Origin of the sequence: Nonomuraea sp. ATR24 (assembly GCF_041950485.1) — a bacterium.
Lineage (GTDB): Bacteria > Actinomycetota > Actinomycetes > Streptosporangiales > Streptosporangiaceae > Nonomuraea > Nonomuraea ceibae.
On record NZ_JBGNUU010000001.1, the window covers coordinates 581,565 to 606,334 of the forward strand.

23 protein-coding genes and 1 tRNA gene are annotated in these 24,770 nt (G+C 71.8%); 9 read left to right on the forward strand and 15 right to left on the reverse strand.

Annotation, left to right across the window (positions count from 1 at the left end; translation table 11 throughout):
• Nucleotides 1–8: 8 nt before the first annotated feature.
• Nucleotides 9–80: transfer RNA gene (locus tag ACBI99_RS02790), tRNA-Gln, on the reverse strand.
• 154 nt (nt 81–234) lie between these two features.
• Here ACBI99_RS02790 and ACBI99_RS02795 point away from each other — a divergent pair.
• Nucleotides 235–2,202 carry a M3 family metallopeptidase gene (locus ACBI99_RS02795; RefSeq protein WP_375071606.1) on the forward strand — a complete coding sequence of 656 codons (1,968 nt, stop codon included), beginning with the start codon at nt 235–237 and terminating at the stop codon, nt 2,200–2,202.
• A gap of 30 nt (nt 2,203–2,232) precedes the next feature.
• On the opposite strand, the gene ACBI99_RS02800 is transcribed toward ACBI99_RS02795, so the two are convergent.
• Entirely contained in the window at nt 2,233–2,793 is a 561-nt protein-coding gene (locus ACBI99_RS02800; protein ID WP_219517259.1) for a PadR family transcriptional regulator, read from the reverse strand.
• A gap of 54 nt (nt 2,794–2,847) precedes the next feature.
• Between ACBI99_RS02800 and ACBI99_RS02805 the strand changes: the two genes are divergently transcribed.
• A complete protein-coding gene (locus tag ACBI99_RS02805) occupies nt 2,848–4,065 on the forward strand; it encodes an MATE family efflux transporter (protein ID WP_375071607.1) in 1,218 nt (405 codons plus the stop codon).
• 42 nt (nt 4,066–4,107) lie between these two features.
• On the opposite strand, the gene gltX is transcribed toward ACBI99_RS02805, so the two are convergent.
• Both gltX and ACBI99_RS02815 read right to left on the reverse strand, forming a co-directional pair.
• Complete coding sequence (gene gltX / locus ACBI99_RS02810; RefSeq protein ID WP_219517262.1) at nt 4,108–5,481, reverse strand: glutamate--tRNA ligase; 1,374 nt, start codon at nt 5,479–5,481, stop codon at nt 4,108–4,110.
• The gene (locus ACBI99_RS02815) at nt 5,474–6,250 is read right to left on the reverse strand and encodes a fumarylacetoacetate hydrolase family protein (protein WP_219517264.1); all 777 of its coding nucleotides are present in this window, start codon (nt 6,248–6,250) and stop codon (nt 5,474–5,476) included. Before ACBI99_RS02815 ends, gltX begins: the two co-directional genes overlap by 8 nt.
• 93 nt (nt 6,251–6,343) lie before the next feature.
• Here ACBI99_RS02815 and ACBI99_RS02820 point away from each other — a divergent pair, with 93 nt between their 5' ends.
• On the forward strand, nt 6,344–6,739 hold the full coding sequence (locus ACBI99_RS02820) for an antibiotic biosynthesis monooxygenase (protein ID WP_357586911.1): 396 nt from the start codon (nt 6,344–6,346) through the stop codon (nt 6,737–6,739).
• Nucleotides 6,740–6,743: 4 nt separating this feature from the next.
• Here the strand turns inward: ACBI99_RS02820 and ACBI99_RS02825 are convergent, their stop codons facing one another.
• On the reverse strand, nt 6,744–7,340 hold the full coding sequence (locus ACBI99_RS02825) for an HD domain-containing protein (RefSeq protein ID WP_375071608.1): 597 nt from the start codon (nt 7,338–7,340) through the stop codon (nt 6,744–6,746).
• A 113-nt stretch (nt 7,341–7,453) separates the two neighbouring features.
• Here ACBI99_RS02825 and ACBI99_RS02830 point away from each other — a divergent pair, with 113 nt between their 5' ends.
• Together ACBI99_RS02830 and ACBI99_RS02835 are read left to right on the forward strand one after the other, a co-directional pair.
• Entirely contained in the window at nt 7,454–9,085 is a 1,632-nt protein-coding gene (locus tag ACBI99_RS02830) for a heparinase II/III family protein (protein ID WP_308126162.1), read from the forward strand.
• A gap of 205 nt (nt 9,086–9,290) precedes the next feature.
• Nucleotides 9,291–9,719, forward strand: coding sequence for a DoxX family protein (locus ACBI99_RS02835; protein WP_219517272.1), 429 nt, complete (start codon nt 9,291–9,293; stop codon nt 9,717–9,719).
• On the opposite strand, the gene cimA is transcribed toward ACBI99_RS02835, so the two are convergent.
• Together cimA and ACBI99_RS02845 are read right to left on the reverse strand one after the other, a co-directional pair.
• Nucleotides 9,716–11,293, reverse strand: a complete 1,578-nt coding sequence (gene cimA / locus ACBI99_RS02840) for a citramalate synthase (protein WP_375071609.1) — start codon at nt 11,291–11,293, stop codon at nt 9,716–9,718. The genes ACBI99_RS02835 and cimA overlap by 4 nt on opposite strands.
• A 193-nt stretch (nt 11,294–11,486) precedes the next feature.
• Complete coding sequence (locus ACBI99_RS02845) at nt 11,487–12,140, reverse strand: thioredoxin domain-containing protein (protein WP_219517276.1); 654 nt, start codon at nt 12,138–12,140, stop codon at nt 11,487–11,489.
• A gap of 55 nt (nt 12,141–12,195) precedes the next feature.
• Here ACBI99_RS02845 and ACBI99_RS02850 point away from each other — a divergent pair, with 55 nt between their 5' ends.
• Nucleotides 12,196–12,840 carry an O-methyltransferase gene (locus tag ACBI99_RS02850; RefSeq protein ID WP_375071610.1) on the forward strand — a complete coding sequence of 215 codons (645 nt, stop codon included), beginning with the start codon at nt 12,196–12,198 and terminating at the stop codon, nt 12,838–12,840.
• Here ACBI99_RS02850 and ACBI99_RS02855 read toward each other — a convergent pair.
• The 4 genes from ACBI99_RS02855 to ACBI99_RS02870 form a co-directional block, all read right to left on the reverse strand.
• Nucleotides 12,818–13,696: a hypothetical protein gene (locus tag ACBI99_RS02855; RefSeq protein WP_219517280.1), complete on the reverse strand. Its 879-nt coding sequence runs from the start codon at nt 13,694–13,696 to the stop codon at nt 12,818–12,820. The genes ACBI99_RS02850 and ACBI99_RS02855 overlap by 23 nt on opposite strands.
• A gap of 77 nt (nt 13,697–13,773) precedes the next feature.
• Nucleotides 13,774–14,319 (reverse strand): Uma2 family endonuclease, encoded by a 546-nt coding sequence (locus ACBI99_RS02860; RefSeq protein ID WP_219517281.1) that lies wholly within the window; start codon nt 14,317–14,319, stop codon nt 13,774–13,776.
• A gap of 88 nt (nt 14,320–14,407) precedes the next feature.
• Nucleotides 14,408–16,744: an FtsX-like permease family protein gene (locus ACBI99_RS02865; protein WP_375071677.1), complete on the reverse strand. Its 2,337-nt coding sequence runs from the start codon at nt 16,742–16,744 to the stop codon at nt 14,408–14,410.
• A complete protein-coding gene (locus ACBI99_RS02870) occupies nt 16,744–17,475 on the reverse strand; it encodes an ABC transporter ATP-binding protein (RefSeq protein WP_357586905.1) in 732 nt (243 codons plus the stop codon). Before ACBI99_RS02870 ends, ACBI99_RS02865 begins: the two co-directional genes overlap by 1 nt.
• Before the next feature lie 100 nt (nt 17,476–17,575).
• Between ACBI99_RS02870 and ACBI99_RS02875 the strand changes: the two genes are divergently transcribed.
• On the forward strand, nt 17,576–18,184 hold the full coding sequence (locus ACBI99_RS02875; RefSeq protein ID WP_357586903.1) for a response regulator transcription factor: 609 nt from the start codon (nt 17,576–17,578) through the stop codon (nt 18,182–18,184).
• A gap of 25 nt (nt 18,185–18,209) precedes the next feature.
• Here ACBI99_RS02875 and ACBI99_RS02880 read toward each other — a convergent pair whose 3' ends face one another.
• The gene (locus ACBI99_RS02880; protein ID WP_375071611.1) at nt 18,210–20,198 is read right to left on the reverse strand and encodes a histidine kinase; all 1,989 of its coding nucleotides are present in this window, start codon (nt 20,196–20,198) and stop codon (nt 18,210–18,212) included.
• 144 nt (nt 20,199–20,342) lie between these two features.
• On the opposite strand from ACBI99_RS02880, the gene ACBI99_RS02885 reads away from it, so the two are divergent.
• Entirely contained in the window at nt 20,343–21,236 is an 894-nt protein-coding gene (locus ACBI99_RS02885) for a MerR family transcriptional regulator (protein ID WP_375071612.1), read from the forward strand.
• A gap of 19 nt (nt 21,237–21,255) precedes the next feature.
• A complete protein-coding gene (locus ACBI99_RS02890) occupies nt 21,256–21,960 on the forward strand; it encodes a DUF4232 domain-containing protein (RefSeq protein ID WP_375071613.1) in 705 nt (234 codons plus the stop codon).
• Here ACBI99_RS02890 and ACBI99_RS02895 read toward each other — a convergent pair.
• The 3 genes from ACBI99_RS02895 to ACBI99_RS02905 form a co-directional block, all read right to left on the reverse strand.
• On the reverse strand, nt 21,858–22,307 hold the full coding sequence (locus ACBI99_RS02895) for a pyridoxamine 5'-phosphate oxidase family protein (RefSeq protein ID WP_375071614.1): 450 nt from the start codon (nt 22,305–22,307) through the stop codon (nt 21,858–21,860). The genes ACBI99_RS02890 and ACBI99_RS02895 overlap by 103 nt on opposite strands.
• 37 nt (nt 22,308–22,344) lie before the next feature.
• Complete coding sequence (locus tag ACBI99_RS02900; RefSeq protein ID WP_375071615.1) at nt 22,345–23,442, reverse strand: branched-chain amino acid aminotransferase; 1,098 nt, start codon at nt 23,440–23,442, stop codon at nt 22,345–22,347.
• A 173-nt stretch (nt 23,443–23,615) separates the two neighbouring features.
• Nucleotides 23,616–24,662 carry a 3-isopropylmalate dehydrogenase gene (locus tag ACBI99_RS02905; protein WP_219501159.1) on the reverse strand — a complete coding sequence of 349 codons (1,047 nt, stop codon included), beginning with the start codon at nt 24,660–24,662 and terminating at the stop codon, nt 23,616–23,618.
• Nucleotides 24,663–24,770 lie beyond the last annotated feature (108 nt).

Consider the following 24,770-nt stretch of genomic DNA (forward strand, 5'->3'; position numbering starts at 1 on the left):
GCACTGTGCTGGGGTACCAGGACTCGAACCTAGACTAACTGAACCAGAATCAGTCGTGCTGCCAATTACACCATACCCCACCGCGGCGGACCCCCTGCGGGGCGCGCTCGGCGATGTCCGAAAGAATAGCCCAGCTCGGGGGGTAAGACCAAAACGAATACGCGGCGGGGTCCGGCACCGGCCGTGACGTGCCAAGCTGATGGGGACAAATCACCACGTGGAGGAGCCTCAGCGTTGGCCGAGAACCCGTTCTTCGCCCCTAGCACCCTGCCCTATCAGCTGCCGCCCTTCGCGGAGATCCGGGAGGAGCACTACCTGCCCGCGTTCGAGCGCGGGATGGCCGAGCAGCTGGCCGAGGTGGCGGCCATCGCGTCCGCCGAGGAGCCGCCCACGTTCGACAACACGGTCGCCGCGCTGGAGAGGTCCGGGCGCGTCCTGAACCGGGTGGCGACGGTCTTCTACTCGATGGCGTCCTCCAACACCTCCGACGCGCTGATGGAGATCGAGAAGCGGATCTCGCCGGAGCTGGCCAGGCACAGCGACGCGATCCGCCTCGACCGGGCGCTGTGGGACCGGCTCAAGCGGGTCACGACCGACGACCCGGAGGAGGCGTGGCTGCTGGAGAAGTACCGCGACGACTTCGTCCGCGCCGGCGCCGACCTGTCGGAGCCGGAGCAGGAGCGGCTGCGGGCGCTCAACGAGGAGCTGTCGACGCTGTCGACGGAGTTCTCGCAGAACCTGCTCAAGGCCTCCACCGAGTCGGCGCTGGTCGTCGACGACGCCAAGGAGCTCGACGGGCTCGACGAGGCCACGATCAGGTCGCTGCGCCAGGACGGCCGTTACGTGCTGCCGCTGCTCAACTTCACCAACCAGCCCGCGCTGGCCCAGCTCACCGACCGCGACGTGCGCCGCCGCCTGTACGAGCTGAGCGTCGAGCGGGCGCCCGGCAACCGCGCGCTCGCGATCCGGATGGCGAGCCTGCGCGCCGAGCGCGCCGCGCTGCTCGGCTTCCCCAGCCACGCCGCGTACGTGGTCGCCGACGAGACGGCCAAGACCGTGGAGGCCGTCGAGGAGATGCTCTCCCAGCTCGTCGGCCCTGCCGTGCGCAACGCCCGCGAGGAGGCCGAGGCGCTGGCGGAGCAGGCCGGGTTCGCGATCGAGCCGTGGGACTGGTCCTACTACGCCGAGAAGGTGCGCCGGGCCCGCTACGACCTCGACGCCGACGCCATGCGCCCCTACTTCGAGCTGGACCGCGTCTTCCGCGACGGCATCTTCCGGGCCGCCGAGCTGCTGTACGGGCTGAGCTTCGCCGACCGGCCCGACCTGCACGGCTACCACGAGGACGTGCGCGTCTTCGAGGTGTCCGACGAGGGCGGCGAGGCGCTCGGCCTGTTCCTGCTGGACCCGTACGCCAGGGCCAACAAGCGCGGCGGCGCGTGGATGAACAACCTGGTCGACCAGTCGTTCCTGTTCGGCGAGAAGCCGGTCGTGATGAACAACCTGAACGTCACCAAGCCCGCCGAAGGGCCGACGCTGCTGACGTACGAGGAGGTCAACACGGCCTTCCACGAGTTCGGGCACGCGCTGCACGGGCTGTTCTCCGAGGTGCGCTACCCGAGGGTGTCGGGCACCAACGTGCCGCGTGACTTCGTCGAGTATCCGTCGCAGGTCAACGAGATGTGGGTGACCTGGCCGGAGATCCTCGAAAGCTACGCCCGCCACCACGAGACCGGCGAGCCGATGCCGGCCGAGCTGGTGGCCAAGCTGAAGGCGGCCGAGCGGTTCAACCAGGGCTTCAAGACCGTGGAGTATCTGGCCGCGACGCTGCTCGACTGGGCCTGGCACAAGCTGGCCCCGGGCGAGGAGGTGGCCGACGCCGAGGCGTTCGAGGCGGCGGCCCTGGAGACGGCCGGCATCGCGTTCCCGCTGGTGCGGCCGCGTTACCGGACCAATTACTTCGCGCACATCTTCTCGGGCGGCTACAGCGCGGGCTACTACTCCTACATCTGGAGCGAGGTGCTCGACGCCGAGAGCGTGGAGTGGTTCAAGGAGAACGGCGGGCTCAAGCGGGCCAACGGCGACCACTTCCGGCGGGAGCTGCTGTCGAAGGGCGGCAGCGTCGACGCGCTGACCGCGTTCCGCAACTTCCGGGGCCGCGAGCCGGGCATCCGCCCGCTGCTGGAGCGCCGCGGCCTGGTGTGACCCGGCCCGGGACCACCAGGGTCACCAGGGTCATCGCGCGGGGTCGTCGCGGGGGGCTTCGAGCTCCGCGATGGCCTCGCGCAGCCATGTCCGCTCGGCCTCGCTGGAGGCTCGGGCGACGATCAGCATGCCGCGCCGGTACGGGTCGCGCTCGTCCTTGATCCGCACCGGCGCGCCCCCCTCGTGGAAGAAGCTCGCCGGGGCCTCCAGGAACGCCAGCCTGCGCCGCAGCACCCCGGCCCGCTCGGCCCGGTCGCGCAGGGCTGACAGGAACGTCAGCAGGCCGAAGAACCGGGTCTGGTCGCTGATGTCGAGGTCGCTGGGCTCGCGCAGGCGCCTCAGCAGCTCCTCGCGGCCCGCCGGGGTGAGCGTGAGGACCTGGCGGCGGGCGGCGTGCGTGCCGGCCTCCTCGTGCCGCTCGACGAGGCCCTTGGACTCCAGCCGGGCGATCGCCGGGTAGAGGGCGCCGTCGCTGACCGGGCGCAGGTGGCCGGTCAGCGACGCGATTTTGGCCTTGAGCTCGTAGCCGTGCATGGGGCGCTCGCCGAGGAACCCCAGGATGGAGAGGGTCAGGTCACCGCCGCTTGCCATGGGATGCATCGTAACGCTATACCTCTAATCGAGATACTACGATTCGAGGTATGTGTGTTCAGGCTGGCGACGCCCATCTATGTGGAACTGCTCACGGCCGTCGTGGCGGTGGGGCTCATCGACCTGCTCTGGGTGTCCGGGCTCGGCGAGGACGCCATCGCCACGGTGACCATCGCCACGACCGCCGAGACCCTGGCCTACGGGATCTTCCTGGCCGTGCCGACGGGCGTGACCGTGCTCGTCGGGCGGCGCGACGGGCACGCCCCGCTGGCGCCCGTCGTCAGGACCGGGTGGATGCTGTGGGCGGGGCTCTCCGTGCCCATCACGGCAGCCGGGCTGTGGCTGTCGGGCGGGGAGGCGTACTTCCTCATCGCCTTCGCCGGCTGGCCCGTGTACTTCGCCCAGACGGTCGTGGACGGGGTGCTCAAGGGCCGGGGCGACACCAGGCGGCCGATGCGCCACGCGCTGCTGTGCAACGCGCTGGTCGTCGCGCTGGACCCGCTGTTCATCCACGGGCTCGGCCTCGGCGTCGAGGGCGCCGCCCTGGCCACCGTGCTCGCCCGCGCCATCACCCTGGCGGCCTCCTTCCCCGCCCTGCGCAGCCCGGAAGCGAGCACGGAAGCGAGCACGGAGCCCGGGGCGGGGCCAAGGACGGGGCCGGTGGCGGGGGCGCGGGCGGGGTTGCTTGTGGGAGCGGTGGTGCGCACCGGGCTTCCCATGTCAGGGGACTTCCTGGCACGGGCGCTCGTGGGCATGGTGCTCGTCGACCTCGTCGCCGGCTTCGGCACCGCCGAGCTGGCCGGGTACGGGGTCGGGCAGAAGGTGATGCTGGCCGGGGTGATGGCGTTCTACGCGCTCCGCCAGGCCATGATGATCCGCACCGCCCGGGGCGAGCACACCGGGTCGCCCCTGCTCGCCGGGCTGGCCACGGGAGCCGTGGTGGCGGCGGTGCTCAACGTGGCCGCCGAGCCGGTCGCCGCGCTGTTCGCCGCCGACCCGGGGCCCGCCGTGGGATTCCTGCGCTGGATGACGCTCTATCTGGTGCCGTTCGGCGGGCTGATCGCCGTGGGCGGCGTGCTGCAGGCCACCGGGAGAGGCGGCCGGCTGCTCGCCGCCACCCTGGCGGGCTTCGCCGTCCAGCTGCCCCTCGCGTACGCGCTGAGCGCCTGGCTGGGCGTCAGCGGGGTGTGGCTGTCGATGGCCGCCGGCGCGACCCTCAGCCTCACCGCCGCCGTACTCCCCCGCACCACGCGGGCGGGCGGACCACGGTGACCGGCCCCGAGGGCCCCGGCCGGTGGCCGGGGCGGCGGCGGGTCAGCCGTCGAGGCGGCTGAGGGCGGCGCGGAGGCGGTCCTGGGAGCGCTCGCGGCCGAGGACCTCGATGGACTCGAACAGCGGCAGCCCCACCGTGCGGCCGGTGACGGCGACGCGGACCGGAGCCTGCGCCTTGCCGAGCTTGAGGCCGTGGGCGGCGCCGACCTCCTCCAGCGCGACCTTGAGCGACTCGGGGTCCCAGCTCACGGTGTCGAGCCGCTCCAGGTAGCCGGAGAGGATCTCGCGCGGCGAGTTCTTCATCGCCTTGTCCCAGGACGCCTGGTCGAAGACCGGCTCCGGCAGGAAGAGGAAGTCGACGTTCTGCCGGATCTCCGACAGCACGCCGATGCGGGTCTGGGCGAGCGCGGCGACCTTGCTGAACCGCTCGCGGTCCCAGGACGGGTCGAGGTAGGGCAGGCACCGCTCCTCGAACGTCTCGATGGGCAGCGCCCGGATGTACTCGCCGTTGAAGGCGCGCAGCTTCTTCTCGTCGAAGAAGGCGCTGGAGGAGTTGACGTCCTCCAGCCGGAACAGCGGCACCATCTCCGACCACGGCATGATCTCGCGGTCGTCGCCGGGCCCCCAGCCGAGCAGCATGAGGTAGTTGACCATCGCCTCGGCCAGGTAGCCCTCGGCGCGGTAGTCCTCCAGGGCGACCTTGTCGCGGCGCTTGGACAGCTTCTTGCGCTGCTCGTTGACGATCACCGGCAGGTGGGCCCACACGGGCGGGACCGCGCCGAGCGCCGGCCACAGGAGCTGCTGCTTGGCGGCGTTGCCCAGGTGCTCCTCGCCGCGCACGACGTGGGTGATGCCCTGGGTGATGTCGTCGACGGCGTTGGCGAGCACGTAGAGGGGCGAGCCGTCGGTGCGGGCGATGACGAAGTCTTCCTGGGCGTCGTTGGGGAACTCGACACGGCCCCGGACCAGGTCCTCGACGACGGTGACGCCCTCGTCGGGCGTGCGGAAGCGGACGGCGCCCTCGGTGAGGCCGCGCTCGCGGCAGTGGCCGTCGTAGCCCTTGTGCTCGGAGCCGGTGCGGGCGACGAGCTGCTCGCGGGTGCAGTCGCAGTGGTAGGCGCCGCCGCCGGCCAGGAGCTTGGCGACGGCCTCGCGGTGCTGCGGCTCGTATGCCGACTGGAAGTACGGGCCCTCGAAGACGGGGTTGGTGCCGTTGATGCCGATCCAGTCGAGGGCGGAGATGATGCCCTCGGTCCACTCCGGCCGGTTCCTCGTGGCGTCGGTGTCCTCGATGCGCAGCACGAAGCGGCCGCCCGTCTGCTCGGCCAGCGCCCAGTTGAACAGCGCCGTGCGGGCGCCGCCGACGTGGAACATGCCGGTCGGGGACGGGGCGAAGCGCACCCGTAGATCAGTCACGAGAGACCACCTTGTTCGTCAGAGTGCCGATGCCTTCGATCCCGACGCTGACCTCGTCGCCGATCTCCAGCGGGCCGACTCCGGCCGGGGTGCCGGTCAGGATCACGTCGCCGGGGATCAGCGTCATGACCGCGCTGACGTAGGCGACGAGGGCGGGGATGTCATGGATGAGCTGGCTGGTGCGGCCGCTCTGCCGCATCTCGCCGTTGACCGTCGTGGTCAGCGCCAGGTCGGCGGGGTCCAGGTCGGTCTGAATCCACGGGCCGATCGGGCAGAACGTGTCGAACCCCTTGGCCCGGGTGAACTGCACGTCCTTCTTCTGCAGGTCACGCGCGGTGACGTCGTTGGCGCAGGTGTAGCCGAAGATGACGTCCTTGACGCGCTCGGCGGGCACCTCGCGGCACAGCCGGCCGATGACCACGGCGAGCTCGCCTTCGAAGTCGACGCGGTGCGAGAGCGTGGTCGGGTAGGCGATCGCCTCGCCGTGGCCGATCACGGAGGTGGACGGCTTCATGAAGATGAGCGGCTCGTCGGGCACCTCGTTGCCCATCTCCCGGGCGTGCTCGGCGTAGTTGCGGCCGATGGCGACGACCTTGCTCGGCAGCATCGGGGCGAGCAGCCGCACCTGGGAGAGCGGGAAGCGTTCGCCGGTGAACTGGACCTGGCCGAACGGGTGACCGGAGATCGCGGAGACGAACTCCTCGCCCGGACCGCCTTCGACCACGCCGAACGAGACGCCTTCACCTGTGGAGAACCTCGCTATACGCACCTGACAAGGCTATCGCCGCCACCGGTGCGGGTCCGCCCGGTACCGGGGCGGGGCGTGGTTTGCTTGGTGGACCAACTTTGCCGAGGAGCTGACATGCCTTCCGTCGTGAAGATCAACGTGTTGACCGTGCCCGCCGAGATGCGGGAGCAGCTGGAGCAGCGGTTCGCCAACCGGGCCGGGATGGTCGAGTCGGCCGACGGGTTCGAGTGGTTCGAGCTGCTGCGGCCGGTCGACGGCACCGACCAGTATCTGGTCTACACCCGCTGGCGCAGCGAGGAGGACTTCCAGCGCTGGCAGGAGAGCCAGGCGTTCCAGCGCGGCCATGCCCAGGCCAGGGCCGAGGCCGAGGCCCAGGGACCCGGCCAGGGCCAGGAACCCGGCCAGGGGCAGGGTCACGGGCAGGGTCACGGGCACGGTCAGGGGCCGGCCGCTTCGGGGTCGCAGCTGTGGTCGTTCGAGGTCGTCCAGAGCGCCACCCCCAAGTCCTGAAATTTCACCTGTCGAGCGGGTTCGCGGCGATGCGCTGGGCGATGCCCGCCCGCACGAACCCGCCCGCGAAGCTGTCCGGCTTGCGCGCCCCCTGGTCCGCGATGCAGGCGGCGAACTCCCCGGCGAACTCCAGCCTCGGGTAGCGCCGCAGCACCTCCTGCCGCACGCCGCCGGGGATCCGGTCGGTGTGCCTGCCGGAGATGTCCATGCCGGTCGACAGCTCCAGCAGGTGCCCCTCCGGGTCCTGCTCGACCGGCACCTCGGCCCACATGTGGCGGACGATCACCTCGGCCGCCCGCTGCCTGCGCTCCTCCGGCCAGCCGGCGCCGGCGCAGAACGCCCAGGCCACGTGCCCGCCCGCCTCCTCGTACGGCACGGTGTGGCTGTCGAACTCGGCGGCGAGCCCGATGTCGTGCAGCATCGCCGACACCCACAGCAGCTCGGCGTCGAACGCGATGCCGTGCTCCGGCGCGTACGCGGCGGCCCACAGGTAGGCCCGGATCGAATGGTTGAGCAGCGACGGCGTGTGGTAGCGGGTGGCCACCTCCAGCGCGGCGCGGCAGACGGACGTGTCGGGGATCACCAGGTCGTCGTATCGCATGGCAGAAGCATGGCGCATCGAGCCGCTAACGATCGCGGGGGCCAACTTGACCTTGAGTTCGCCGGTCGGACAGCATGTTGCGCCCCCGTCTTTCGGTCCGGAAGGAATCTGGCGTGCGCCGCCTCGCGATCCCCCTTGCTCTCACGCTCCTGCTCAGCGGGACGGTGAGCCCGGCGCGGGCCGACGCCCCGGTCAAGCGGACCGCCCAGTGCCAGGGCGACTGGCTGCCGGGCACCCCCACCGCCGCCGACGTGATGGCCGGCGAGATCTCCCTGGTGGGCCTGCCCGCGTTCAAGCTCGGCAAGAAGATCAACTGGGCGGCTAGCCCGTACAGGAACCGGTCCTGGGAGTACGTGTTCCAGTCGCTGCGCTGGATGGGCACGCTCGTCGTCGAGTACGAGCGGACCGGTGAGGAGCGCTACCTGCGGCGCGCCGAGGAGATCACCAAGGACTGGGTGGCCCACAACAAGCTCGGCGCACGCGGCACCAAGGCGTACGTGTGGAAGGACCACCCGGTGTCGCTGCGCACGCAGCCGCTGGTGTGCCTGAGCATGCACGTCAAGGACGGGTGGCTGAAGGAGAGCCTGGCCACCCACGCCAAGCTGCTGTCCGACGCGCGGCTCTACAAGAAGGGCCACAACCACGGCATCGACCAGGACATCGCGCTGCTGGCGATCGGCTGCCGCTACGACCGGCGCGACTGGGCCGACCTGGCGGTCAAGCGCCTGCGGGGCACGGTCAGGCTCGACGTCGACTCGCAGGGCGCGCTCATGGAGCAGGCGCCGCGTTACGCCGTCTACGTCCACAACCGGCTGCAGGTCGCGATGGAGGGCATGCGCTCGTGCGGCCGCAAGGTGCCGGGCGACATCAGCGAGCGGACCCACGCGCTGAAGGACTTCATCGCCCACTCCACCCAGCCCAACGGCTACATGGTGCCGATCGGCGACGGCAGCGCCGAGACCGAGCCGAAGATGGACGCGGGCACGCCCAAGCAGGAAGTCAGGACCTACAACGCGGGTTACGTGTTCGGCCGGACGGCCTGGGGCAAGCCGGAGTCGGCTTTCTACTCGATCCGGTTCGGCCCCGGCATGAAGTGGCACGGCCACGAGGACCATCTGGGCGTCACCTATTACGCGCACGGCCGTGACATCCTGGTCGACGCGGGATTCCACTCCTACGAGAAGAACTCCTACCGTTACTGGACCCTCTCGCCGCAGGCGCACAACGTCCCGACCGTGGTGGGCGAGCGTTTCCGCCCGCGTACGGCCAGCAAACTCACCAAGACGAAGTACGGCTCCGGCCGCCAGTCGTTCCGCCTTTCCGACAAGGCCTACGGCGTGACCCGCACCCGTTCGGTCCTGGTCAACCACGGCGACGACATGATGGCGGTGCTGGACGAGGCGTCGGGCGGCAAGAAGGTGCAGAGCCTGTGGCGGTTCGACGACGCGTTCAAGCTCGTGTCCAACCGGGGCGGCCGGGTGGTGCTGAGTGACGGCAAGTTCAAGGTGACGCTGGTCCAGCTCTCCTCGTGCAAGCCGGTCAGCGGGCAGAAGGTGCAGCGCGGGGGCAAGCTGGGCTGGATGTCGCCCACCTACCTGGCCAAGCAGCGGACCAACGTGGTGGTGTCGCCGGCGGCCAGGTCGCTGCTGACGATCGTGGTGCCGGGCACCGGCTCGCCCAAGGTGTCGTGCACGGGGGGCAAGGTCACGGTCGACGGGGTGAGCTTCGCCGCCGACCTCTTCTGACGGAACATTGTTTCGTCATTGATTTCATCGCGAATATCCAGGTCACCCACAGTTCCCGGCGCTCTTCGGACGCCGGGAATTGACATTTCAACGACCGCACTACACCCTAATGGGAACTGCGCCAATGGGGTCGCGAAAACTTTACTCACCGGTTTTCCTATTTCCTGCATTCACCCCGCAGGAGCGGCATTCGGAAGGTGATCCCATGCACCCCCTAGACCGGTTCGCCCAGCCCGTGCTCGCGCTCTTCCGCATCGTCACCGGATTCCTCTTCAGCATTCACGGCGTTACATCGCTGTTCGGCGTGATGGGAGGCAATCGCGGAACCGGCCAGGCCGTCGCCTTCATGGCGTGGCCGAGCTGGTGGGCGGCGCTCATCGAGCTCGTCTGCGGCCTGCTGGTGATGAGCGGCCTGTTCAGCCGCGTCGCCGCCACGCTCGCCTCGGGCACGATGGCCTACGCGTACTTCATGGTCCACCAGCCCGCCGACCTGCTGCCGTTGCGCAACGGCGGCGAGCTGGCGGCGATGTACTGCTGGGCGTTCCTGCTCATCGCCGTCCTGGGCCCGGGAGCGTGGGCCCTGGACAACCTGCTCGGACGCCGCCGCCAGCACCTGATCGCGGTGCGGTCCTAGGCGGTCTCGTGGCCGGCCCTGAGCAGGCCGTACGTGACCGCCTGCTCCAGGGCCTGCCAGGAGGCGTCGATGATGTTCTCGGCCACGCCGACGGTCGCCCATTCGGCGGTGTCGTCGCTCGAGGTGATGAGCACCCGGGTGATGGCGCCCGTGCCGTGGGTGCCTTCGAGGATCCGCACCTTGTAGTCGACCAGCTCCAGCCTGGCCAGCTCGGGGTAGAGCTTCTCCAGGGCCTGGCGGACCGCCTTGTCCAGGGCGTTGACCGGGCCGTTGCCCTCGCCGGTGGCGACGATCCGCTCGCCCTTGGCGTGGAGCTTGACCGTGGCCTCGCTGACCAGCTCGCCGCCCTTGGTGCGCTCGACGATCACCCGCCACGACTCGACCTCGAAGTGGCGGCGGCGCTCGCCGTGGACGGTGTCGCGCAGCAGCAGCTCGAAGGAGGCGTCGGCCGCCTCGAACGTGAACCCCTTGGACTCCAGGTCCTTGACCCGCTCGACGAGCGTCTTGGTGTCGGCCGCGCCGAGCTCGTAGCCCAGCTCGCGGCCCTTGAGCTCGACCGAGGCCCGCCCGGCCATGTCGGAGACCAGCATCCGCATGTCGTTGCCCACCTGGGCGGGGTCGATGTGCTGGTAGAGGTTGGGGTCGACCTTGATGGCGCTGGCGTGCAGCCCGGCCTTGTGCGCGAAGGCGGAGGCCCCGACGTAGGGGGCGTGGGAGTTGGGCGTGACGTTGGTGACCTCGGTGATCGCGTGGGCGATGCGGGTCATGTCGGCGAGCGCCTCCGGCGGCACCAGGTCGAAGCCGCGCTTGAGCTGGAGGTTGGCCACGACGGTGAACAGGTTGGCGTTGCCGGAGCGCTCGCCGTAGCCGTTGGCGCAGCCCTGCACGTGGGTGGCGCCGGCCCTGACGGCGGCCAGCGTGTTGGCGACGGCGCAGCCGGTGTCGTCGTGGCAGTGGATGCCGACCCGGGCGCTGGTCTGCACGGCGGCGTGCACGACCTCGGCGAGTTCGTCGGGCAGCATGCCGCCGTTGGTGTCGCACAGGGCGATGACGTCGGCGCCCGCCTCGGCGGCGGTGCGGATGACCTCCAGCGCGTAGGCTGGGTTGGACGTGTAGCCGTCGAAGAAGTGCTCGGCGTCGAGGAAGACTCGCTGTCCCTCCGCACGAAGGTGAGAGACCGTGTCGCGGATCATCGCGAGGTTCTCCTGGAGAGTCGTGCGGAGGGCCAGCTCCACGTGCCGGTCGTGACTCTTGGCGACAAGGGTCACGACCGGCGCGCCGGATTCGCGCAGAGCGGCCACCAACGGGTCGTCGGCTGCCTTCACCCCGGCTCGGCGGGTCGCACCGAACGCGGCGAGCTGCGCGTGCTTCAGGACGAGCTCTGTTTGAGCGCGCCTGAAGAACTCTGTGTCCTTGGGGTTGGCGCCCGGCCAGCCCCCTTCGATGAAGCCGACGCCCAGGCCGTCCAGGTGCCGCGCGATGCTGATCTTGTCGGCGACGGTGAGGTTGAGCCCCTCCTGCTGTGCGCCGTCACGCAGCGTCGTGTCGTAGACGTGGAAGCGGTCGTCGGCCATGGTTCTTCTTTCTGATGGAGGTCTGGAAAACAAAAAGACCCCTCACGGACGTGAGAGGTCTGCGCGCTGGCGTTGTCCCTGTGTCAGCCAGCGCGCCTGCCGATAATGAGCAGACCGTAGAACATGGTGCTTGTGAGTGTGCCACACCCACTCACCATCTGGCACATCGATCTCATCCTGTGGGACGGTGTCGTCAGACGGTCACGCCGGTGCCGCCCGTGATGGCCTGCTCCAGCGCGGCCGGGTCGAACGCCTCGTTGCCCAGCACCCGGCCGTTCAGCACCACGGTGGGCGTACCCTCGATGCGGATCTTGGCGCTCGCGGCCACGTGGGAGTCCGCGTACGCCTGCGAGGTCACGCACTCGCCGACGGCCGTCGCCCCGGCCGTGCTCGCGGCCTTGGCCAGCTCCTCCACGGTGAACCCGGACGCGATGCCGTGGGGCGCCGGCTGCATCGCGTAGAGGGCGTCGCGGAAGGCCAGCCAGTTGGCCTCGGGCACGCAGCGGGCGGCCGCGGCGGCCCGGATGGAGTTGGAGCGCATCGGCTCCTGCTGGAAGATCGTCACCGGGTGGAAGACGACCTTGACCCGGCCCTCCCTGGCCAGCCGCTGGATGGTGGCGTCGACCCGGCTGTGCAGCTCCTTGCAGACGGGGCAGTCGAAGTCCTCGTACAGGTCGAGCACGGGGGCGTCGCCGCCCTTGTCGGCCAGCACCATGGAGCCGTCGGGCTGGCGCATCAGCCGCACCTCGCCGGAGGCCGACGACCGGCCGGGCCCCGACACCGTCACCACCGCGATCACGGCCAGCGTCACGCAGGCGACCACCACTGCCGCCACCCTCTTCATCATCCGCCCGACCCTACCTGACCCGGCCGCGAGCCCTTCCGGGTGGTAAACCAGATCCATGAAGGCATACGTCCTGACCTCGCAGGTCGCGCAGTACATCCTCGACCACTCCACCCCGCCCGACCCGCTGCTGCGTGAGCTGGCGGCCGAGACCGCGGAGCTGACGGGCGACGACGCCGGGATGCAGATCTCCGCCGACCAGGGCACGTTCCTGACGCTGATCACCCAGCTCGTCGCGCCCCGGGTGGCGGTGGAGGTGGGGACGTTCACCGGCTACTCGTCGGTGTGCATCGCGCGCGGCCTGTCGGGCGGGCGGCTGCACTGCTTCGACGTGAGCGAGGAGTGGACCTCCGTCGCCCGCCGCTACTGGAAGCGGGCCGGGGTGGCCGACCGGGTGACGCTCACGCTGGGCCCGGCCGTGGAGACGCTGGCCGGCTTCGACGAGCCGATCGACCTGGCGTTCCTCGACGCCGACAAGCCCAGCTACCCCCGCTACTACGAGCTGCTGATCGACCGGCTGCGGCCGGGCGGGCTGCTGATGGTGGACAACACGCTGCGGCGTGGGCACGTGGCCGACCCGGCGCACGACGACGCCCCGACGGCGCTGATGCGCGAGTTCAACGACCTGGTCCGGGAGGACCCTCGGGTGACCGTGCTCATGCTGCCGGTCGCCGACGGCCTCACGCTGGTGCGAAAGCTCTGACGCAGGGCGGCTTCGTCATGATCGTGTACGAGGCGGCCGCGACGAGCAGGCCGATCCCCCACACCGTGTAGCCGGGGATCACGGTCAGCGTCCACCAGAGCGGCTGCCCCGTGCCCTCGGCCAGCATCATGCTGAACCCCGCTATCCCGAAATACCCGGTAAGTCCGCCGCCGACCAGGAACGCGGGCACCAGCACCACCCACCGGGGCACCTCCCGCCCGGCCACTCCCGGCACCCAGCCCGGCCAGATCCGCCCCCACCGATGCACCAGCGCCATCGGCAGCAGCGTTCCGGCCAGCGCGTACAGCGTCAGGAAGATCGGCCCCGCCGGGTCGCCCGTAGCCCACGGCCAGTCGGCGAGCTGCCCGGCGATCCGCGCGACGGCCCCCGCCACCGCCGCGTACGCCGCCACGTACGCCCAGCGCGGGGACGGGTCCGTACGGGACTCCGGGCTGCTGCCGTGGGAGCGCCCGCAGGCCGGGCAGGCGCCGGCGACGAGCCGCCGGGCGGCGACCGCGCGCAGCATGGTCAGCACCCCGGCCGCCACGCCCGCGCCCCGGACGAGGAAGCCGGGCACGTCCAGCGGCTCGCCGAACAGCAGGCCCACCAGGTCCAGCGCGAACAGGAAGCAGTAGCCGACCAGCCCCGCCCCGGCCGCCCAGCCGAGCGCCACGGCGGCCCGGCCCGCCGGAAGCAGGCAGGCCGTCGTGGCCAGCGCCGCCAGCACGATCGGCGGCCACTCCCCCGGGACGAACGACTCGCCGAACCTCCCGAACTCGGGAGCTCCGGCCACCAGCCACCACACGTGCACCGCACCGTAGGCGGCGGTCCAGGCCGCCGCGAGCCGCTTCGCCATGCCGTCGAGTCTGCGGGCGGGGCCCCGCCGCCGACTCCCCCGCCGCGGGGAGCCGACTCCCCCGCGCCGGGGACCGCTCAGACGTCGAGCAGCTTGCCGGTGTCGAGCGTGCAGTCCCACGGCGCGGGCAGGCGCAGGGCCACGCCCACCGGCTCCACCGTCACCTGCGTGTAGCCGCTCACCTCGGGCGCGCTGTGCAGCTTGACCATCCGCTGGAACGGGTCGACCACCAGGTAGAGCGGCACCCCCGCCGGGGCGTAGCTCATCGGCTTGACGACGTGGTCGTCGTAGGCGTTGCCCGCGGCCACCACGTCGACGAGCAGCATCGTGCTGTGGCCGTGGACCGCCTCGTCGGTCTCCATCACCGGGTTCGGCGGCACCACCGTCAGGTCGGGCACGTAGCGGTCGGCCTCGGGGCCGATGAACACGCTGATGTTGGGCCACACCTCCCAGCCGCGCTCGGCCACGGCGGGCAGCAGCTGGAAGAGCGCCTGGGCGATGATCGTGTTGTGCTGCCAGGTGCCGGGCTCGTTGACCACGATGCGACCGCCCACCATCTCGATGCGCAGCTCGGGGAACAGGTCACGCACCGTGCGGTATCGCTCTTCGACCGGCCTGATCATGCCTTTTCCCTCACCTGAGTGTGATCGCTTCCTGGCAGAGCGTATTGCGCCCAGGCTGGGACAGTCCCGGGAAACGGTGAAGTACGTCTCACTCCCGGGCGGCCAGCGCCTCGGCCGGACGGGCCCGCAGCGCGAACCTGGCCGGGACCGCGGTGGCGGCCAGCGCCAGCGCGACGGTGGCGGCGACGACGCCCAGGTAGCCGAGCGGCTGCGGGTAGGGCGTGGCCGATCCCGTCATCCCGGCGCCGAACGCGGCCAGCGTCAGTAGCGAGATCCCGGTGCCGAGCGTCACGGCCAGCGCGGCGGCGACCGCCGTCTCCGTGCGCAGCATCCGCAGGATCTGCCGCCTCGTGGTGCCGACCATGCGGAGCAGCGCCAGCTCGCGGCTTCTGGCCGAGGTGGACATGGCCAGCGTGTTGACCACGGCGATGGCGCAGAAACCGATGATCAGGCCCATCGCGACGTACGTGACGGCCGCGTTGGAGGTGCCGGCCTCCGCCGCCTCGGCCCGGTCGCGCACGGTCACGCCGGGCAGGGCGCGCTCCAGCGCGGCACGTTCGCCACCGGAGACCAGGACGGTGGCGCGGGGGTCGTCCACGTGGTCGGCGACCAGCTCGTGGGGCAGCGTCAGGTCGGCGAAGCCGAGGCCGCGCGCGTAGACGGCCGCGATCGTGACCGTGGCGGGGGTGCCGTCACCGAGCGTCAGGGCGAGCCGGTCACCGACGCCGACGCCGAGCCTGTCGGCCGCGGTGCGGCTGACCGCCGCCGACGTGCCGCCGAAGCCGTCCAGCGAGCCCGCCGTCACGCCCAGGTCCATGGTGCGGTCCAGGCCGCCGGGCGTGACCGCCTGCACGCCGTACTTCTCCAGCTCGATCCGGGCGGTGGTGCGCAGCACCTCCGTGGCCGCGCGCACGCCGGGCACCTGGCGGGCGGCCTCGGCGGACGCGCCGGGGTCGAGCACGTGGTCGGCGGTGATGCCGGCGTTCAGCTCCTGCTGCGCGGCGTGCCCGAGCGTGGCGGGAGAGAACAGGATGGTGCTCGTCATCGCGGTCATGAGGGTGAGCGGCCCGATCACCGCGGCGAGCCGCCCGGTGCCGGCGCGCAGGTTACGATGCGCCAGGTAGCCGCCGGCGCCGGGCACGCGCAGCGGCAGCGCGGTGACCGCGCGGGCGATCGCCGGGCCGAGCAGGATCACCGCGACCGTCCAGACCAGTGCGGTCAGCATGGAGACCGGGCTGGAGGCCGCCTCGACGGACAGGTTCGCCAGCAGGATCGTCAACGCCACGGCGCCCGCGAGGACGAGCACGCCGGCGACCGTCCGCGCCCGGGGCAGCCCGGCGGCGGGCAGCGCGGCCTCGCTCAGCGCCTCCACCGGCCTGATCCTGGCGACGCGGCGGGCCGACACGCGGGCGGCGGTCCACGCCGCGGCCAGGGTGGCGAGCAGCGCGGCGAGCGCCGGGAACGGGCTGACGACGAGCGCCAGGTTCTCCGGCACGGCGCCGAGCGCGACGAAGCGCTCACGCAGCCAGAGCCCCAGCAGGATCCCGCCACCCGCGCCGATCGTCCCGGCGACCACGCTGATCGTCAGCGCCTCGCCGCCGATGAGCTTCCTGATCTGCCGGGGCGTGGCCGCGACGGCGCGCAGCATGGCCAGCTCGCGCCGGCGCTGCTGGATGGAGAGCGCGAACGTGCCGGCCACCACGAGGATCGCCACGAGCAGCGAGGTGCCACCGAGCGCGCCGCCGAGGCTGATCAGCTTGACCCTGGCGTTCTCCGCGTCGAGGAACTCCACGGTGCCGCGCGCGTCGCCGGTGTAGGCGAGCGCGCCGTCGACCTTGACGTCCACCCGGGGGAAGACGCCGATCGCGGTGACGAGGCCGTCGCGCCCGGCCAGGCGGCGGGCCTCGGCCGTGCTGAAGAAGATCGTGTCCTGGCTGGGCAGCGCCTGCGCGGTGACGCCGACGACCCGGTATCCGGGGATCTTCGCCGTACGATGCCGGGCGTCCACGACGACCTCGCCGGCGGCACGCGGCGGCCGGCCGCTCGCCAGCGTGAACGGGGTGAGCGCGGCCGACTCCCAGCCGTGCGCGGTGAACCCGGCGAACGGGAACGTCACCTCCGTCACGACCTTCGTCACGCCCGGCGCCCGCCTGACCTCACCGGCGATCCTCTCGGGGATCCAGCGGCGCTCGGCGAGCGGCTTCGCCTTCGTCTTGCCGTTCGCCTTGGTGTGCCGGGCGTACTGGTCGCCGGCCAGGACGACGGGGGCGCCCGCGTAGCGCTCCGGCGCCACCGCGCCCCGCAGGCCCGTCTCCAGCAGCATGCCGCAGGCCGTCACCAGCGCCGCCGCGCACAGCAGCGCCACGAACGCGCCCGCGAACCCCGCCCTGCGGTGCCCGATGGTCCGCCACGCGAAGGAGATCATCACGTCCACGCCCCCAGCCTGGTCATCCGCTCGGCGACCTTGTCGGCGGCCGGGGCGCTCATCGAGTCCACGATCCGGCCGTCCGCCAGGAACAGCACGGTGTCGGCGTACGAGGCGGCCACCGGGTCGTGGGTGACCATCACCACGGTCTGACCGAGCCCGGAGACGACCTCGCGCAGCAGGACCAGCACGTCGCGTGCGGTCATGGTGTCGAGCGCCCCCGTGGGCTCGTCACCGAACACCACCTCGGGCCTGGTGACCAGCGCCCTGGCGATCGCCACGCGCTGCTGCTGCCCGCCGGAGAGCTGGGCGGGACGGTGCCCGGCGCGCCCGTCGAGCCCGACCCGGCGCACGATCTCCGCCAGCCAGGCGGGGTCCGGCCTGACGCCCGCCAGGGTGAGCGGGAGCGTGATGTTCTCGGTCACGGTGAGGGAGGCGACCAGGTTGAACGCCTGGAAGACGAAGCCCACGCGCTTCCTGCGCAGCTCGGTCAGCTGGGTCTCGTTCATGCCGGCCAGCTCGGTGCCGCCGAGCCGGACCGACCCCGAGGTGGGCAGGTCCAGGCCGGCGGCACAGTGCAGGAACGTGCTCTTGCCCGAGCCGGACGGGCCCATGATCGCGGTGAACGTGCCCGCCGGGATTCCCACCGACACCTCGCGCAGGGCGGCCACCGCGCCGTGTCCCTTGCCGTACACCTTGCTCACGGCGTTCAGCCGCACGACTTCTGTCATGGGAACCAGCCTGCTGATCTGGGCTTTCCCGGACCAGAGAGCCGATCATCACCCGGGCATGACATCATCATGATCCGGACATACTGGTAGACATACCCTCGTGATTCGCATACTCCTGGCCGAGGACCAGCACGTGATCCGGGAAGCGCTCGTGACGCTGCTGGGCCTGGAAGCCGACATCGACGTCGTCGCGGCGGTCGAGTCGGGCGAGGCGGCCGTCGCCGCCGCCGTCGAGCACCGGCCGGACGTGGCCGTGCTCGACATCGACATGCCAGGGGCGATGGACGGCCTCGACGCCGCCGCCGAACTGCGCACCCGGGCGCCCGGCTGCCGCACGCTCATGCTCACCGCGCACGGCAAGCCGGGACACCTGCGCCGGGCGCTCGCCTCGCAGGTGGACGGGTTCGTGCTGAAGACGGCGCCGCCGGACGAGCTGACCGCGGCGATCAGGAAGGTGACGCGGGGGGAGCGCGTCCTGGACCCCTCGCTCGCCGTCACCGCCTGGAACCTGGCCGACAACCCGCTCACCCCGCGCGAGGCCGACGTGCTGCGGCTGGCCGCGGGCGGCGCCGAGGCCACGGAGATCGCCGCCGAGCTGTTCCTGAGCGCGGGGACGGTGCGCAACTACCTCACGGCGATCGTCACCAAGCTCAACGCCCGCAACCGCACCGACGCCGCCCGCATCGCCGCCGAAGCCGGCTGGATCTAGCAGGCGCGCCCGACGGTGGGCGGCTCTATCGAGCAGGGGCCGGGGTCAGGGCCGGGGCGGGGATCGTGGCGGTCAGTTCGAACCAGCCGCCCTCGCCGGAGACGGCCAGGCGCCCGTCCAGCTCGGACAGGCGGGTGGTGAGGTTGCCGATCCCGGCCGAACCACGCCGCCCCTCCGAGGCGCGCGTCCCGTCGTTGCGGACGCTCAGCCGTACGACGCCGTCGCCGGCCGCGGTGGTGATCGAGCAGCGGCTCGCCGCGCTGTGGCGCAGCACGTTGGTCACGGCCTCCCGCAGCACCGCGCCGAGCACGTGCTCCACCTCCGGGTCGAGGCCGGGATGGCGGAGGTCGAGCGTGGCGGCGACCCCCGCGGCGGCCAGCACCGAACGCGCCGACTCCGCCTCGGCGGCCAGCGAGAGCCGCCCGTGCTCGCCCGAGACGGTCGCGAGGTCCGCCGTCGCCCGCTCGGTCATCGCCGCCACGTCGGCGAGCTCCTTACGGGCGCGTTCGGGGTCGAGGCGGCGGGCGAGCTCGCACTTCAGCAGGATCGCGGCCAGCGTGTGGCCGAGCAGGTCATGCAGGTCGCGGGCGGCGCGCAGCCGTTCCTCGACCACGGCGGCGCGGGCCAGGCCGTCCCTGGACTCGCGCAGCTCCCTGGTCAGCCGGGCCAGCGTGAGCAGCCCGTACATGACCAGGCCGGTCACGACCGTGCTGATGGCGTAGTTCACGGTCAGCGGGACCGGCAGGCGGAGCAGGACGCCGGCGGCCGTGACGACCGCGACGATCACGGCGGTGAGCGGCAGCGCCACCGCCCACCGGAACGCCAGCAGGACCGGACCGGCCAGGAAGCCGGCCACGCCCAGCCATGCCTGCCCGAACAGCGGGATCGGCGCGAACGTCAGCACCGCCATGATCGCCAGCGCCGTCCTGTGGCGTCCCTCGATCGAGCGGAGCTGCATGACGATGATGACCAGCAGCAGCGGCGCGGGCCAGAACGAGCCCGCGAGCAGCAGCGCCTTGGCCGAGAAGCCGACCATGACGGTCGCCAGCAGCGCCGTCGCCACCGGCGCGTCGGCGACGGGCGGGGCGGGCGCGCGGGTGGCGGGCAGCGTGGCCTCGACGACCAGCTTGGAGTCCGGTGCGATGCCGACCGTGAGCGTGCCTCCGGCCGCCTCGACCTGCGCGGGCAGCTCGCCCAGCCGGTCGTCGCCCGCGGTGCGCGCCCCGTCGTCGCAGACGCGCAGCCGTACCGACTCCGCGACGGCGACGGTCTCGATCAGGCAGGTCGTGGCCGAACGCCGGCGTACGACGTCGGTCACGGCCTCGCGCAGCACGGCCGCGAGCAGCGCGCCCGCCGGGCCGAGCGGTTCGGCGTGGCTCATGCGCACCTCGGGGACGATGCCGGCGGCGGCGAGCATGGCCTTGGCCGTGGTCACCTCCGGGGCCAGCGACATCGCCCGGTAGCCAGCCGCCGCGGCCCGCGCGTCGGCCAGCGCGCGCCGGGCCGTCTCCACGTCAGGGGCGCCGGCCGCGGCGCTGCGGGCGATCGCGGCCAGCGCCTCGCCCAGACCGCGGCTGAGCTCGGCGGCGATGCGCAGCCGTTCCTCGGCCGCGGCGGTCAGGGCCAGGGACAGACGGGCGGCGTTCACCTCGTCGATCCGGTCGACCATGGTGGTGAGGCCGCGGACGAGCAGGCAGATCAGCACCATGCTGATCAGCGGGTCGGCGGGGCCGATGAGGGCCGCGACCCCGACGACGCCCAGCGCGAGCGGCCACAGCCTGGTCAGGAGCAGCGACCCGCCGACGAAGCCGAGAATCCCGACCGACGTGCCATACAGCAGCACCGAGCCGCAGGTCACCACGGTCTGCGCGGCGAGCACCCACCACGTCCGCCGCCTGACGAACGCCACCTGGAGGGGGAAGGCGAGCAGCGCCAGCGGCGAGCCGGCCACCACGTAGACGCTGGTGAGTCCCGCGAACACCACGGTGACGATGACCATTGCCCGCTTCTGCACCCACGCAGCCTACGAGACACGCGCCCGCGTGATCGCGGCGGCCGCCACGGCGAGCGCCGCGCAGACGGCCTGCGCTTTCCCGCGTGATCTCATCATGAACCGGACAATTGACTCTCCAGCAAGGGGAGACGCGAAGGTGGGGGCATGGACGGCACGCTCTACTCGATCGGCGACCTGGCCCGGCGCACCGGGCTGACGGTCAAGACCATCAGGTTCTACTCCGACCAGGGCATCGTGCCGCCCGCCGACCGCGGCCCCACCGGCTACCGCCGCTACGACGCCGCCGCCGTCGCCCGCCTCGATCTCGTACGGACGCTGCGCGAGCTGGGTGTGGGCCTGGCGACCATCCGCAGGGTCGTGGACCGGGAGGTCACGCTCGCCGAGGTCGCCGCGGCCCACGCCGAGGCGCTGAGCGTGCAGATCCGCACGCTCAGGCAGCGCCGGGCGGTGCTCACGGCGGTGGCCAGGCGGGGCTCGACCCCTGAGGAGATGGATCTCATGCACAAGCTGGCCAGACTGTCCGAGGAGGAGCGCCGGGAGCTGATCGGCGGCTTCCTGGACGCGGTGTTCGACGGGCTGGTGGTCGACGGGCTGGGGCTCGACGGCCCCAGGCGCTCGATGACGCCCGAACTGCCCGACGACCCCACGTCCGAGCAGGTCGAGGCCTGGGTGCGGCTGGCCGAGCTGTCCCGCGACCCGGACTTCCGCGCCTCGATGCGCCGGCTGGCCGAGGACCACCGGGACGACGGCCTCGGCCTGCGTCCCGGCCCGATCGAGGCGGCCCGCGCCCGCGCCGGGGCGCCTCCGTCGGCGGCCGACGTGGCGGCGGTGGCGGGCGAGTACGCGCGGGCGCTCGGCGTCCCCGACGACGCCGCGCTGCGGCGCCGCCTCCTCTCCCGGCTGGAGGCCGCCGCCGATCCTCGCCGCGAGCTCTACCTGGGCCTGCTCGCCGTGATCAACGGCTGGCCGGCCCCGGAGCCGCTCGCCCCGGCTCTCACCCCGTTCGTCGAGGCGCTGCGCGGGCGGCCCGGCCCCTGAGGTGCGCCAGGATGGTGGGGTGAGAATCTCGTACGTCCTGGTCGTGGCGGCGCTGGCGGTGGCCGGGTGCGGCACGCGGACGGCCGGCGCGGCGGGGGCCCCGCCGGCTCCGCCCCGGCACACCGTCCAGGTCACGCCGATCCCGCCCCTGGACTCCGAGCGCGCGGCGCCGGCCAGGAGCCGGTGCCCCCGGTCGGGGCTGCGGCTCACCGCCGAGCCGGCGAACGCGGCGATGGGCCTGCGGGCGCAGACGCTGGTCCTCACCAACTGCGGCAAGCGGGTGCGCCAGGTCAGCGGCTACCCGAAGGTGCGGCTGCTGGACGCGGCCGGCGACCCGCTGAAGGTGCGCCTCGACCGGGGCGCCCAGGAGATCACCACGGCCGTCGCGGACCCGGGGCCGGAGACGGTGACGTTGCGGCCCGGCCGATCGGCGCACTTCAGCCTGGCCTGGCGCAACACGTACACGGACACGAGCCGCCGGTCCGAGGTCGGGGCCACGGTCGGGGCGACGGTGGTCGTCACCGCCGCCGGAGCCCGGCTCACCGTGGACACGCCGGTGGACCTCGGCTCGACGGGCGTCCTCGGCGTCACCGCGTGGACCTCCCCCAAGGGGGGGCTGACTCAGGCCAGCCAGCGGCCGTCGCGCATCAGGTCGCGGCCCTTCAGCTCGTTCACCTCGCGCCACGCCTGGATCCGCTGCGGGCGGACGCGGAAGAAGGGATAGGGCTCGCCGATCTCGCGCGGGTCGAAGCCCGTCTTGGCGGCGAACGCGTCACCGACCTCGGCCGTGATCTCGGTGATCTCCACGGTGCCGTCGACCAGGACGACGTCCCGCGTCAGCCCCAGCCCCAGCCGGACCAGCCCGGTGGCCGCCAGGTTACGGCCGGTGGGGCTGGCGGCCGGGGTCGACAGCAGCAGGCTGGAGCCGTCCCACAGGAAGGACAGCGGCACCAGGAACGGCGCCCCCTTCTCCGGGTCGGCCGTCGCCACCCACGTGTCGACGTCGGACTCCAGCCGGCGCAGCGTGTCCTGCTTGCGCTGCTCGAACGTGCGGGGGGCGGGCAGGGTCATGCGGTGTGCTCCTGGAAGATCGGGGTGGCGGCCACGGCTAGAGGATCTTGTGGACCCAGTCGTGCGTGTCGGGCCGGGAGCCGTACTGGATGCCCACCAGCTCCTCGCGGATGCGCATCGTCACCGGCCCCGGGGTCCCGTCGCCGACGGTCCAGGCACGGTCGGCGCCCTTGACGGAGCCGACGGGCGTGACGACGGCGGCCGTGCCGCAGGCGAACACCTCGGTGAGCTCGCCGGACTCGCACCCGGCCTGCCACTCGTCGGTGCTGATCAGCCGCTCCTCGGCCTCCAGGCCGAGCTCGTCGGCCAGGCCGAGGATGGAGTCGCGGGTGATCCCGGGCAGGAGGGTGCCGGTGAGGGCGGGGGTGACGAGCTTGTCGCCGAAGACGAAGAACAGGTTCATCCCTCCCATCTCCTCCACGTAGCGGTGCTCGTGGGCGTCGAGCCAGACGACCTGGTCGCAGCCCTGCGCGACGGCCTCCCGCTGGGCCACGAACGCGGCCGCGTAGTTGCCGCCGCACTTGGCGAAGCCGGTGCCCCCGGGAGCGGCGCGGGTGTACTCGGTGGACAGCCACACCGAGACCGGCTTGATGCCCCCGGTGAAGTACGAGGCCGCCGGCGAGGCGATCACCAGGTACTTGTACGTCTTGGACGGGTAGTTCACGCCGAGCCCGACCTGGGTGGCGATGATGAACGGCCGCAGGTAGAGGCTGTGCCCCTCGGTGGTGGGCACCCAGTCGCGGTCGGTCTGGACCAGGAGCTCCAGCGACTCGACGAACGTCTCCTCGGGCAGCTCGGGCATGGCCATGCGGGCGGCGGACCGGTTGAACCGGCTCCCGTTGGCGTAGGGCCGGAAGGTGACCACGGACCCGTTGACCTGCCGGTAGGCCTTGAGCCCCTCGAACAGCTCCTGCGCGTAGTGGAAGACGGACGTGGCCGGGTCGAGGCTGAGCGGCCCGTACGGCTGGAGGCGGGCGTCGTGCCAGCCGCGGCCCTCGGTGTAGTCGATCGAGATCATGTGGTCGGTGAAGACCTGGCCGAATCCCGGGTTCGCCAGTACCTGCTCGCGCTCGGCCGCGGTGCGAGCGTGGTCGGATAGCTGCACGTCGAAGCTGAGCTTCTGAGCGATGGTCATGACGCGGGTCCTTCTCTCTGCGATTCCTGCGGGTGCTGCCGCGAAACGGCAGTCCGTACTTCCTATTGTCTCGCTATTTGGGATGGCAAGGGGGTGACGCCCGTTTGGACATGAAAAAGCGCCTGGCGGGTCCTCGTTCGGGACCGCCAGGCGCTGCTGAGCAGGGGCGGCCCCTAGCTCGATACGCGCGCGGTGATGTCGTCACCGATCTCGTGCGTGGTGCGTCCGGCCCAGCCGGTCAGGCGCTCGACGATGTCGTCGGCGACGGCCTGCTCGACCCTGGCCGCCTCGGCGCTGAGGCCGAGGTGCTCCAGGAGCATGGCGACCGACAGGATCGTGGCGGTCGGGTCGGCCTTGCCCTGCCCGGCGATGTCGGGCGCGCTGCCGTGCACCGGCTCGAACATGCTGGGCGCGGTGCCCTCGGGGTTGATGTTGCCGCTGGCGGCCAGGCCGATGCCGCCCGCGACGGCCGCGCCGAGGTCGGTGATGATGTCGCCGAACAGGTTGTCGGTGACGATGACGTCGAACCGCTCCGGCTGGGTGACGAAGAACATCGAGGCCGCGTCGACGTGGCTGTAGTCGGTGGTGACGTCGGGGTACTCCTCGGCCACCCGGTTGACGGTGCGCTGCCAGAGGTCGCCGGCGAAGGTGAGCACGTTGGTCTTGTGGACGAGCGTGAGCTTCTTGCGCGGGCGCGAGCGCGCCTTCTCGAACGCGTAGCGCACGACGCGCTCGACGCCGTGGGCGGTGTTGAGCGACTCCTGGGTGGCGATCTCGTACGGGGTGCCGCGCCGCATGGTGCCGCCGGTGCCGGCGTAGAGGCCTTCGGTGCCCTCGCGGACCACGATCATGTCGATGTCCTCGGCCGGGGTGTCGGCCAGGGGCGTCTCGACGCCGGGGAAGAGCTTGACCGGGCGCAGGTTGACGTAGTGGTCGAACTCGAAGCGCAGGCGCAGCAGCAGCTCGCGCTCCAGGATGCCGGGGGGCACGCTGGGGTCGCCGATGGCGCCGAGCAGGATCGCGTCGTAGCCGCGCAGCTCCTGCATCACACTGTCGGGCAGGGTCTCACCGGTGCGGTGATAGCGGGCGGCGCCCAGGTCGTAATGGGTGGCTTCGATCTTGGTCCCGACCGCTTCGAGGACCTTCAGACCTTCGGCCACGACCTCGGTGCCGATGCCATCACCAGGGATGACGGCCAGACGAATGTTGCGCGACTCCATGGGCGTACCTTACCGGCTCGTCTCGGCTGCCGAACACATGATCTCAGTGGCTGGGATGCGGCGCGCCGCCGTTGTCGCGGCGGTCCAGGGCTGTCTGCAGGGCCTCGG

Excerpts from the sequence above, each read along its gene's own strand:
- ACBI99_RS02800 (WP_219517259.1), bottom strand. The coding sequence starts at position 2,793 with ATGGCAAGCGGCGGTGACCTGACCCTCTCCATCCTGGGGTTCCTCGGC.
- ACBI99_RS02820 (WP_357586911.1), top strand. The coding sequence starts at position 6,344 with ATGCCTTCCGTCGTGAAGATCAACGTGTTGACCGTGCCCGCCGAGATG.
- ACBI99_RS02825 (WP_375071608.1), bottom strand. The coding sequence starts at position 7,340 with ATGCGATACGACGACCTGGTGATCCCCGACACGTCCGTCTGCCGCGCC.
- ACBI99_RS02835 (WP_219517272.1), top strand. The coding sequence starts at position 9,291 with ATGCACCCCCTAGACCGGTTCGCCCAGCCCGTGCTCGCGCTCTTCCGC.
- cimA (WP_375071609.1), bottom strand. The coding sequence starts at position 11,293 with ATGGCCGACGACCGCTTCCACGTCTACGACACGACGCTGCGTGACGGC.
- ACBI99_RS02845 (WP_219517276.1), bottom strand. The coding sequence starts at position 12,140 with ATGATGAAGAGGGTGGCGGCAGTGGTGGTCGCCTGCGTGACGCTGGCC.
- ACBI99_RS02850 (WP_375071610.1), top strand. The coding sequence starts at position 12,196 with ATGAAGGCATACGTCCTGACCTCGCAGGTCGCGCAGTACATCCTCGAC.
- ACBI99_RS02855 (WP_219517280.1), bottom strand. The coding sequence starts at position 13,696 with ATGGCGAAGCGGCTCGCGGCGGCCTGGACCGCCGCCTACGGTGCGGTG.
- ACBI99_RS02860 (WP_219517281.1), bottom strand. The coding sequence starts at position 14,319 with ATGATCAGGCCGGTCGAAGAGCGATACCGCACGGTGCGTGACCTGTTC.
- ACBI99_RS02865 (WP_375071677.1), bottom strand. The coding sequence starts at position 16,744 with ATGATCTCCTTCGCGTGGCGGACCATCGGGCACCGCAGGGCGGGGTTC.
- ACBI99_RS02870 (WP_357586905.1), bottom strand. The coding sequence starts at position 17,475 with ATGACAGAAGTCGTGCGGCTGAACGCCGTGAGCAAGGTGTACGGCAAG.
- ACBI99_RS02885 (WP_375071612.1), top strand. The coding sequence starts at position 20,343 with ATGGACGGCACGCTCTACTCGATCGGCGACCTGGCCCGGCGCACCGGG.
- ACBI99_RS02895 (WP_375071614.1), bottom strand. The coding sequence starts at position 22,307 with ATGACCCTGCCCGCCCCCCGCACGTTCGAGCAGCGCAAGCAGGACACG.
- ACBI99_RS02900 (WP_375071615.1), bottom strand. The coding sequence starts at position 23,442 with ATGACCATCGCTCAGAAGCTCAGCTTCGACGTGCAGCTATCCGACCAC.
- ACBI99_RS02905 (WP_219501159.1), bottom strand. The coding sequence starts at position 24,662 with ATGGAGTCGCGCAACATTCGTCTGGCCGTCATCCCTGGTGATGGCATC.